Origin of the sequence: Enterococcus ratti (assembly GCF_001886195.1) — a bacterium.
GTDB lineage: Bacteria > Bacillota > Bacilli > Lactobacillales > Enterococcaceae > Enterococcus_B > Enterococcus_B ratti.
This window is the reverse complement of sequence record NZ_JXLB01000036.1, coordinates 1-9938: the sequence shown is the minus strand read 5'-3', so window position 1 is coordinate 9938 and position 9938 is coordinate 1. Positions and strand designations below refer to the sequence as shown.

Annotated in this window: 17 protein-coding genes; 3 read left to right on the top strand and 14 right to left on the bottom strand. The window is 34.7% G+C overall.

Annotated features, from left to right (window positions below):
- Nucleotides 1-258 precede the first annotated feature (258 nt).
- The 14 genes from RV14_RS11305 to RV14_RS11255 all read right to left on the bottom strand — a co-directional run bounded on the left by RV14_RS11305 (nt 259) and on the right by RV14_RS11255 (nt 7317).
- Nucleotides 259-462, bottom strand: coding sequence for a cold-shock protein (locus RV14_RS11305; RefSeq protein ID WP_071856347.1), 204 nt, complete (start codon nt 460-462; stop codon nt 259-261).
- 143 nt (nt 463-605) lie between these two features.
- Nucleotides 606-959, bottom strand: a complete 354-nt coding sequence (locus RV14_RS11300; RefSeq protein ID WP_071856346.1) for a hypothetical protein — start codon at nt 957-959, stop codon at nt 606-608.
- Entirely contained in the window at nt 956-1288 is a 333-nt protein-coding gene (locus RV14_RS11295) for an HTH domain-containing protein (protein ID WP_071856345.1), read from the bottom strand. The genes RV14_RS11300 and RV14_RS11295 overlap by 4 nt, the downstream gene beginning before the upstream one ends.
- Nucleotides 1289-1943: 655 nt before the next feature.
- Entirely contained in the window at nt 1944-2111 is a 168-nt protein-coding gene (locus RV14_RS12320) for a hypothetical protein (protein WP_016631733.1), read from the bottom strand.
- 882 nt (nt 2112-2993) lie between these two features.
- Nucleotides 2994-3809, bottom strand: coding sequence for a DnaD domain protein (locus RV14_RS11290; protein ID WP_071856344.1), 816 nt, complete (start codon nt 3807-3809; stop codon nt 2994-2996).
- Nucleotides 3799-4323, bottom strand: coding sequence for a phage replisome organizer N-terminal domain-containing protein (locus RV14_RS11285; protein WP_071856343.1), 525 nt, complete (start codon nt 4321-4323; stop codon nt 3799-3801). Before RV14_RS11285 ends, RV14_RS11290 begins: the two co-directional genes overlap by 11 nt.
- A complete protein-coding gene (locus RV14_RS12415; RefSeq protein ID WP_174544653.1) occupies nt 4320-4466 on the bottom strand; it encodes a hypothetical protein in 147 nt (48 codons plus the stop codon). The genes RV14_RS11285 and RV14_RS12415 overlap by 4 nt, the downstream gene beginning before the upstream one ends.
- 75 nt (nt 4467-4541) lie before the next feature.
- The gene (locus RV14_RS12315; protein WP_167359862.1) at nt 4542-4706 is read right to left on the bottom strand and encodes a hypothetical protein; all 165 of its coding nucleotides are present in this window, start codon (nt 4704-4706) and stop codon (nt 4542-4544) included.
- Nucleotides 4693-4962, bottom strand: coding sequence for a hypothetical protein (locus RV14_RS11280; RefSeq protein ID WP_071856342.1), 270 nt, complete (start codon nt 4960-4962; stop codon nt 4693-4695). The genes RV14_RS12315 and RV14_RS11280 overlap by 14 nt, the downstream gene beginning before the upstream one ends.
- Nucleotides 4963-5179: 217 nt before the next feature.
- On the bottom strand, nt 5180-5353 hold the full coding sequence (locus tag RV14_RS11275; protein WP_071856341.1) for a CopG family transcriptional regulator: 174 nt from the start codon (nt 5351-5353) through the stop codon (nt 5180-5182).
- Between the two features lie 226 nt (nt 5354-5579).
- Nucleotides 5580-5864: a DUF7336 domain-containing protein gene (locus RV14_RS11270; protein WP_071856340.1), complete on the bottom strand. Its 285-nt coding sequence runs from the start codon at nt 5862-5864 to the stop codon at nt 5580-5582.
- Entirely contained in the window at nt 5861-6574 is a 714-nt protein-coding gene (locus tag RV14_RS11265; RefSeq protein WP_071856339.1) for a BRO family protein, read from the bottom strand. The genes RV14_RS11270 and RV14_RS11265 overlap by 4 nt, the downstream gene beginning before the upstream one ends.
- A gap of 101 nt (nt 6575-6675) precedes the next feature.
- Entirely contained in the window at nt 6676-6987 is a 312-nt protein-coding gene (locus RV14_RS11260; protein WP_071856338.1) for a hypothetical protein, read from the bottom strand.
- Nucleotides 6988-7125: 138 nt separating this feature from the next.
- The gene (locus RV14_RS11255; protein WP_245785509.1) at nt 7126-7317 is read right to left on the bottom strand and encodes a hypothetical protein; all 192 of its coding nucleotides are present in this window, start codon (nt 7315-7317) and stop codon (nt 7126-7128) included.
- Nucleotides 7318-7482: 165 nt separating this feature from the next.
- On the opposite strand from RV14_RS11255, the gene RV14_RS11250 reads away from it, so the two are divergent.
- From RV14_RS11250 to RV14_RS11240, 3 genes are all read left to right on the top strand, one after another.
- Complete coding sequence (locus tag RV14_RS11250) at nt 7483-8184, top strand: helix-turn-helix domain-containing protein (RefSeq protein WP_071856337.1); 702 nt, start codon at nt 7483-7485, stop codon at nt 8182-8184.
- A gap of 77 nt (nt 8185-8261) precedes the next feature.
- Entirely contained in the window at nt 8262-9404 is a 1143-nt protein-coding gene (locus RV14_RS11245) for a site-specific integrase (protein WP_071856336.1), read from the top strand.
- 21 nt (nt 9405-9425) lie between these two features.
- On the top strand, nt 9426-9896 hold the full coding sequence (locus RV14_RS11240) for a hypothetical protein (RefSeq protein WP_071856335.1): 471 nt from the start codon (nt 9426-9428) through the stop codon (nt 9894-9896).
- Nucleotides 9897-9938: the final 42 nt, after the last annotated feature.

The window sequence follows — 9938 nt, the reverse complement described above, 5'->3', positions numbered from 1 at the left end:
TTAGCCACCATCTTTTCACTTTTCTACAGCAATCATTATACAGATAACAAAGCTCATATGCTATAATATCCATAGAATTTTTTTCAATGCGGTCTATATTGCTAATGTAAACGTCTGAGAGTATTCTTAGGCGTTTACTTTTGTTTTGATTCGACACATCTGACGAAAAATAGGACTCGTGATTTTTCACGCCACCGATTTGTTCAATGATATTTCAAACAAAAAAAACAGACGTACGTTGTACGCCTGCATAATCATCTATTTAAGTGCTGTTACATTTGAAGCTTGTAACCCTCGTTTACCTTCCACTACGTCATATTGTACAGGTTGACCTTCTTCTAGGGTTTTAAAACCCTCAGTTAAGATCGCAATATAATGAACAAAGATGTCTTTTCCATCTTCTCCAGCAATAAAGCCATAGCCTTTTTTATTATCAAACCATTTCACTGTACCTGTTTTCATATTAGAACATCTCGCTTTCATTATTCATTAGATTGTAGTTTTTGTAGTATTTTTTGGTAACAGATGTTCACAACGTTACCTTTAAAAGGTTGCAATAGTTGCAACCAAAACAAACTAATAACTTTATCATACTACATTTTTCATTAAGTTTGTTTTGAGATATTTACTCTCATCTCTCCATCTTTTACTTTTTTTGCATAATAGGTTACTGCTTCTTTGCTCCAGCAATCAGCTTCGATCAATCGTTTCTCTATTTCTGCCATTTGCCACCGATACATCAAATCAGTATATAGCCCTGTCTTTTCAGCATTTAAATTACCTAAAGGAGCGCCACCACCTCTATTTCCTATTGCATTCTTGTTCCCATATGGCGCACCTTTCTTTTTAGGTATATGAATATAGAAAACTCCCTTAGAACGATTTAAACGATAATCACCAGTGAATAGAGCGTGTAACATGTAATTGATTCTTCTTGCCTCTTCTTTCTGATGGATCATTTTACCCTCTCTATATTCTCTTGCCAATGTTCCAAATCTGCTCCCTCAATTTGATCGATTAGCTTTGTCATATCCTTTACTTGTGCTTTATAGGCTGACAAACCTTCTATACGCTCTTTTTCCGTTGTAGCGATGAAATAACCTCGATTATCTCCATTCCGCTTTGCACACACTGGCACGCCTTTTTTACGTAAGCTATTCACAGCTTCATAGATGATTCGCTCATCTACATTTAACAATTGCCCGATTTCTTTGATTGAAATTTTTCTTTCTTGCCCAATCGGGATAAGATCAAGAACATCACTCTCTAATATATTTAATTGTTCCATTCGATCATCACTCCTTATATTTCGATAAATAAAAACGCCTTTCGCCACTTGTGGCGAACTACCCCCACTGGCATTTAGCAAAACGTCAACAAAGACGAAATTTTCGACTTGATTATTGATTTCAAAAAAGAGTTACATATAGTAACCTCGTTTTCTTCTTATAGAGCAGGGTAGCTTTCATCTGTTAAGTATAGAAAGCAACGCCCACAAAAGTGTGGTGAGTGATTTTCTCTTTTCCCTTTTTAATGACGGAATAAAATTTCTTTTTTAGAGTATTGCCTTCGTTAGGTGTCCCACCCAACTAATATTTCATCTCTTTTCTATCTTTCAGCTAGGTCGAAAATTTCGACTTGGCTTAATATAAAACAAAATTGCATTTCTATTTAACCATTTTGGCTTTTGGCGTTTTTGGTTAAATTCTTACCGAAAGCTATATTACAAATTGTAAGGTGGCTCTTAAATTCTCGCCGAATGCAGTATCGCCATGGACATTTTTATCCAACAGTGAGTTTTTCCGATAAAAAGGAAAAACCCGTTAAACTGTTCGCTGTCTTCCGCTTTGAGCTTTTTCACTTTTTTGTGATAAACCTATAAATGACATATTCGCATTTTCCTAGTTTGAACGGACAGAACGAATCGTTACCCCCTTTTCTTGTCATTCATCATCTTTCTTGATTTTCGCTATAACAACATACTCATTATTTATAAACGAAATATCCATATCATAAACTACATATTCAAGCGGGCACGTTTCTATTGCTCTGTCTACACATTCATCTAAATCTTTCCCATGAAAAACTTCTACTCCTGAATATCTACTCATTCAACTTCCCGAGCCTTTCTATTTGTTATTTTAACCCCAACAAAACATAAATCGGTATATATGCTAACACTCTTATTTTATTAAGAAATTATTAAGAGTTGGTATGTCACTTGGTATACCAAATGGCAACCAACGGTCTACCAAATGACTACCAGAATTAATGTAAGCATTAACCCCGTTATTGGTGGAATTAATGCACTAATAACAGCCCTTAATACAGTGTCGTTCATATTGACCACCACACTGAACAACACTACGGTTAACAGTCCGAACAGCACTGTATGAGCTACTTCGTTGTAAACTCTCTTGTAAACTACTGCGCTACTTTCTTGTAAACTATTTGCTGTTTATTTGATGTGCAGTTGATGTTCATTTGCTGTTCAAATCACCGTTAAAACCCGCTATCAACAGCGCTATATCAACCTCTCTTGATGTTCACTTTCCTGTTTGTTGTAAATTCTCCAGTAGATTTCCCAGTAATTTCTCCAGTACAAATAGCATTGCCATTAGCATTTTATAGCTAGCTATTTTTTGCCATTAGCATTGCTTTCCAATCTAGAGATGATTCACTCAAATTTACCCGATTTAATTTTAAACCCTCTAAATTACGTTTTAAGGCATTTCGAACATCTAGGTATATAAATATACTCAAAATATTTTAAAACATCTTCATAGCGATTTTAGAAACCTTAAAATTAATTTTAGATAAATGTACACATCTCAAAACGAGGTAAAAATGTAAAATCAACCTCCAAAACATCTCAAAGGGTCGTTAGGGCTTGCCCTGACCGCCTGTAAGGCGCTTAGCAAAGCTTTATTCAATGCCAAGGATAAAATAAGCTGGGCTAGGATAAATCAACGTCTACCGCTAGCCCCACGCTCTTAAAACGGCATATCATCTCCAAATTCCCAATCAGACATCTCTTCTTGACGTTCCTCTTCTTCGTTCCTGATGTCCTCAAGCGTTTCTAAGCCTTTCGCTTTCCAATCGTTTAGAATGCCTGTGATATAGGCTAACGGCGATTGTACTTCGCCATTGCTGATTGTTTTGAGTATTGCCTCATGTAGCTTAGCGCCCCCATGTTCGTCGTACAGCCTTTTTAGTGTGCTACGGTCAATGTTTCCTAGCGGATGTTTTTCGCAGTAAAGACCACAGCAATCGTCAAACGTTGGTTCGTTGCTGGTGGTGCAATCAGCAGACACTAGGCTAACCTGCTCTTTGCTATGCTTTGCTAGCCTATGCTGACCTAACCTCTCCTGCCCTATGCTATTCTGCTCTTTGCTATCCTGCTCTATGCTATACTGGGTTGCCATTTGGTTGACCATTGGTATACCAGATGACATACCAACATTTTCTTGATATTGGTATGCTTTTGTCTCAGTTGTTATTAAATGCTTCTTTTCTTCAACATATATAGTTGGTTTATATCTATCTTGACGTATATAATTGTTTAATTGCCAGTCAGTTATTACAATAACTCCACTAGGAAACGTGATAATGAATTTTTCATCTTCTAATATTTTTAAATCTTCTTCGCTCGATGAACAAGCACGAGCTATTTTCTTAGGACTTGCTACGAATCCATCATCATCTGCTTTCAACCCTAGATGGAAATACAAACTTTGAGATGTCGGTGGCATTTCAAGAAATTTATCAGTGTCAGCGATATCATTGGAAAACATTCGTCTATTTGCCATTTCGCTCACCTCTATCATTCATCTTGATGCCATCACTTATTGAAACAATAAAATTATTTTGCTCTAACGTTTGTAAATACTCTTCTGAAATGTTTGCCATTCTAGCAACAGCTTTGGGTTTATGATTATAGCCATTCTCGTCAGCATGAATACCTAATTGAAAATATAAACTTTGTGCTTGAGATGGCATACTTAGAAATTCTTGCGTGTCTGCTATCTCTGGGTCAAAAGCATAGTATTTTCTATTGGATACTAGAACTTCTGCCATTCCTAATTCTTCTAACAACCTTACCGTCTTTTTTATGTCATTGATTGGTTGGCGTATCTTTTCTGACAATTCAAGCCAATGTAGCGGTATTGATCCGCCTTCGTAATATAAAATACTTATGATTTGCAATTTTAGCCATATATTAGTGTAAACACGTTTCTTGCTTAAACTATCTAGTTTATCCACTCTTTCATCATTAAAAGAGATATTTTCAACCAATTTCAAATATTTTGTTTCTTCTATCATTCTGCTACCTCTTTTCTTGTATATCCTAATTCCTCAAGCTTGTTTTCGATGTATTCCTTACCCTTATGTTGTTTTCCAAATACTTCAGCAATATGCAAACTAGTTGTTACAACTTGATTATTTTTTACTTTGACTAAATTCATTCTGTTACCTCCATTGATTCGGCAATTTCAACTAAATCAAAAGAATTATCGCTTAAAGCATTTGTTTTACATTCATTATCGAGCGCCTCCGTTCTCATACTCCGCCACATAAAAGTCATAGCCTATATATAAACAAACACCTACAGGAACAACACATACTAGCCACAAAAAAAACGGCAACCATTTTGTAAATGATCCAATAAGAAAAGCGAACAAAAATAGATTTCTACGCTTGTTCATCGGCTGTTCCCTCCACATCAGAATAGTCTAAGATAAGTTCAGATAATTCTTCCGCTCGATCACTTAGCATTTCTAGAGTCCCTATTACATTATCTAAACCACGATTATTCACCAAACTATGAAAGATTAACGCTACATCTTCACTATTTTTAGCTTTAGTAGTTTGGAACTTGATACAATCTAAATAATTGACAATCACTTTCATGGGAGCTTGTAAATCTACCACTTCATAAGCAATTTCATTTAATTTTTTCATTTGCATTTCCTCCAGTTTTGAGGGCGCAAAAAAGCCCTTATTCGTTTGTTTGAATAAGGGTATAGAAAAATACCCTTATACTTTCACGCACAGCAAACAAGCCATGCCATTGACGTATAAAGGCATACAGTGATATTATATTTGCATGCCGTTTATACGGTACACTGCTCTCTAGTTGTTCTTGCCGTCCAAAGTTCGAACAGCTAGAGAGTACTTTTTATTTATCAGACTCTAAAATAAGTTTGATTCCTTTTCTGATGACTTCAGTTCGAGTAAGCTCGTGCTTTTCAGCATAAGCTTTTATTTTTTCGTCCGTTTCTTTATCAATACGGACTTTTACATCAACATTCAAAGGATTTTCTTTTTTAGGTCTGCCAATGCGTGGACTCATCTCATCACCTACTTTTTGCGTTCCACAAATACATATTAATATTTGAGTTCCGATAAGTCAAGCACTTTCCCAAAAATATAAACTGCATGCTTTTATTCTATTGTCAATGTGCTATACTAGAGAAAAGTTTATAGGGATGTTCCCTACTTTTCTTGCCTTTTACTCTGTCCGCCAAGACTAATCGAGTAAAGGCTTTTTCTTTTCTCTCGTACATGTTTGTTTTCTCCTATCCAATCAATTCATACTCCAGTTTTTTATTCCGGTATTCATGATTTAACTCTACTTCATCAATAAAAAGTATATCTGCTGTAGCTTTGTATTCGTCTTGTTTAAGTAGATAGTCTTTTTCACTGATTGGAATATCTAAAATACTTGATGTTAACTCCAAAGCGTAACTTTGCTTTACTTCCTGCGCCTTTTCAAGTGAATCAAATACTCCGATAATTTCAAAATTAGGAAACTCCTCCACACTATCCATATGCGTATTACTCGTTAATAAGTACAACTTCATCTCGCTATCTCCTTCTTTTTGGTTTCAATCTTAATATTAATTGAATCACCTTTTAAAATCGTTGCTATATCCTTAAAGGTAAATCCAGAATCCAGAAAAACAGCTATTCGATTTAAATAATCATTGTATTTCTTTAGTTGTTGCTCATCTAATAACTCAGCTAACGCTCGACCATCAGATACACCTAAGCTTTTCTTATAGCTTCCTACTGATTTGTAGCCTGTTACCAACTCGCATAACAATTGAGAAAAATTAATGCATCTAATTTGTACTTTTTCCGCAGGGAAATGCTTAGCAATTATAGTGTTTAAATCTCTATGACTCTCTTTGCTAATTTTTCGCCGTTCTTTCCATACAAGTTGACCATCTATAAATCCGTTAAGGACTTTTCTTGCCCACGCCCTAAATTCACGAGCTTTTGGTTTAGGTGACAGAAAGCTAATTTCCATAATGCCATCACGAGTAAATACGATTGTTTCTTGCGTTCCTCCTTTTGATTTAGGTACCGCCAATCTGTGGGTACCTGAAAATTCTTTACTTCTCAAATATGGATTTCTTGAGATGATATTTTCTATACCCGATTTACTTTTATATTCCAACGCATTAGCAAGTTGTTGAATGGTCATGTAAGGATTCCCTTTGTTATCCACCCAAAGGTCGCAACTGATACCCTGAAACAATTCTTCTTGTGCTAATACTAATCCTTCCATTAGTTTATACCTCCTTAAAACTGTGAGATGTCATCTCACTACTATTTGTTTTCCAAAACTATGTGCTTGCCTGATTACTGCTACACTCTGGCATGGTGGTTTTATAAATCATTTTCTAGTAACCAAGCTCGTATTTGACGTTTACTATAAACAACCTTACGAGATGATAATGTCCTGCCTTGTGGCAATCCCATCGCTAGCAATTCCTCGAAATAATCACTGGAAACATTGAGAAACCTCTGACATTCCGCTTTACTCATCATCAAGTCACGATCCAGCTCGCTATCTCTACGAGCGTCCTCAATCGCTTGTAACATCGTTTGATAGATACCCTGATAAATACCATTCAATTGCTCTTTTGCCAGCGTGTGGCTTACTTCTAGTTGCAATTTTTGCGGTTCGGCTACAGTCATCTCTACACCTCCTTTCTTCCCGATTTCTTGGGAAATAATCATCCCCACTTATGGGGATAATTAACAACCGTAGTTAAAACTACTCTTTATGGTCGACCTAAACGACCACTTTTAACAGCCCCGATATTTCCGGTGTTGCTACGCTTTCCGTTCAGCTAACAACTCATCAATCGCTTTTTCTACTCGTGCTTTGCGATCATCACGCATTTCTGTTCGTAACCATACAGATAAATTACTTTGCGCAATACCGACTTTATCCGCTACCTCCCAATATAAAATACGATTTTTTTCAATTCTTTCTCTGATTTTTGCATTTGCTTTTATTTTCATATCCCTACCCCCAAATAATCGATATAGCTACAAAATGAAGCCAAAACGAAACATTTTGTAGCTATATGTTATAACTGTTTTTTTTGATTGTCAACAATAAAATTAGTGCTTATTGATATTATTGATGTGAGTATGCTACAATTATCAAAAAAAGGAGACAAGATAATGCTTAGAAATAAATTAGCTGTATTAATAGCAGAGAGAGAGTTAACGGCAGCCAAAGTTTCAGAAGAAACTGGAATAGCTCGTTCAACTTTGTCATCATTAGTCAACAACACAGGAGACGGAGTTCAATATAAAACACTCGATAAGTTATGTAATTATTTTGGAATTACTCCAAGTGAATTCTTTGATTATGCTCCATTTATTCTAAAATATAATTTTGATATTCCAGAATACAGAAAAAGAGTTATAAAGAATGTAGACAGCGAGAAAGAGAAAATACTCTCTTCAGGAAATACCGAAGAGCGAGCTAATTTTCTAATAAATGAGTATTTGGACATCTTTGGAGAAGCTCGTTATATCATTGAAATCTTCGTAAATAAAAAAATGAAACAAATTAAATATTCCATGTGTATAAATATCTATAAAATTTCACCTATCGATGAAAGCAATGCGCCTGAAGGATTTGATATAGAAATTATTTTAGAGGATAACTATAATGGAAAAAGTTTCATAGCTGACGTTTACGAAAATGTGTCTATAATTTTTCAAACTCAAATAAAAAACACATGCTTTGAATTAATTGAACAAAATATAGTGAATGAAGATTTACAAAATTGCGCAAATCGCAAAAATAAACCTTTAAAAATATTTCTCGAAACACCTTTCGGTGATAAAGAACTAACTATTAAACCAATTAAATAATAAACAAATTAATCATTGAGGCTAACACTCCTCATACATATCTACACTATTGGCATGGTGGTAGATAGGAGAAAAACATGACACAGATTAAAAAGTATACAAAAAAAGACGGTACAACCGCCTATATGTTTAATGTTTACGTAGGAAAGAATAGCAAAGGGAAAAATGTTTATCGTAAGCGACAAGGCTTTAAAACGAAGAAACAAGCACAAATAGCGCTAGCGAACCTGTTAAAAGACGTTGAGGAAAACGGCGTTGAGAGAGATGAATCAGTAAAGACATTTAAAGACTTATATGAGATGTGGTTAGCTCAACATCGCTTAAATGTAAAACCTTCTACGATCGCTTTAAATAGACGTTTTGTAGAAAAACATGTCTTGCCTTATTTAGGCAATTATCTATTGCATGATATTACCGTTGTTTACTGCCAAACCCTCGTTAACAAGTGGTTTAAACAAGGCTACAAACAGTATCCATATTTTAGGAAAGTAACAGCTCAAATTATGCGATATGGTGAAGCGATGGAATTGATGAATAGCAACCCAATGGCAAAAACAATTTTACCAAGAGCGCAACAAGAAGAAAAAAAGTTACAGTACTACACGAAAGAACAACTCATTCATTTTTTTGAATGCTTAAAGCAATTCGGAAATTATAAGCAAATGACTTTTTTTCGCTTACTAGCTTTCAGTGGGGCTAGAAAATCCGAATTGCTTTCGTTGCAGTGGAAAGATATTGATTTTTCAAATAAAAGCGTGATGATTGGTAAAACTCTAGCACTCGATGAAAATAATCAGATACTCATTCAGACGCCTAAGACAGCCACTAGTAAACGTACAATCAGTTTAGATGATGAAACACTCAAAACATTATCTAAATGGCGTACAATGCAACGTACAGACTATTTAGCACTTGGTTTCAACACTTCGAGCGATAAACAATATATTTTTACTAACGAACGCAATGAATTATATTATCCGCAAGTTGTGAATGACTGGTTAAAGTATCTAATAAAAAAATATGATTTGCCACAGATCACACCTCATCATTTTAGACATACACACGCTAGTCTATTATTACAAGCTGGCGTACCTGTCAAAGAGGTCAGCGAACGACTAGGGCATAAGGATATAAAAATTACCTTAGAAATTTATTCTCATGTAATGCCCGAAGAAGCAGAAAAAACAGCGAATAAGTTTGCTAACTTTGTAGGAATTTAATTTTTATAAGGAGTACAAATTATGCCTGACACAAACTTTATTAAAAATCATTATTATAAATTTGCTAAAAAAAATACTAAGTATATCGAGGAAGTTGATTGTTACATTGAGGAATATAAAAACGATAAAAAATTTCAAATTTCAAATATTTGGGCGTTGATAATTTCGCTTGCTAGTGTACTTCTCGTTGGAATATCAACCAATTATTCGATAAAAACCAGTATAATTACTCTACTTTTCCCAAAAGTAATGGAACTTTACGAAAAAGAAAACCAAATTTCTTTAAAAGAATTAGATAATTTTGAAATTCCTGATATTAGTAAAGAGATTAGTGATTTTCTTGTAGTTATTCTATTCACTTGCACCTTTATTTCTATAATCTTGTGTATGTATAACTATTTCAAACAGCAAAGATTAGCAGGATTTTATGAATACAAAAGAGAATTAATCAAGAATAAATATAAAGATACAGACAAAAGCACAGACCTTTAATATTTTTATCAAAACAAAAAAGCTAGAACCCTTGTATACCAA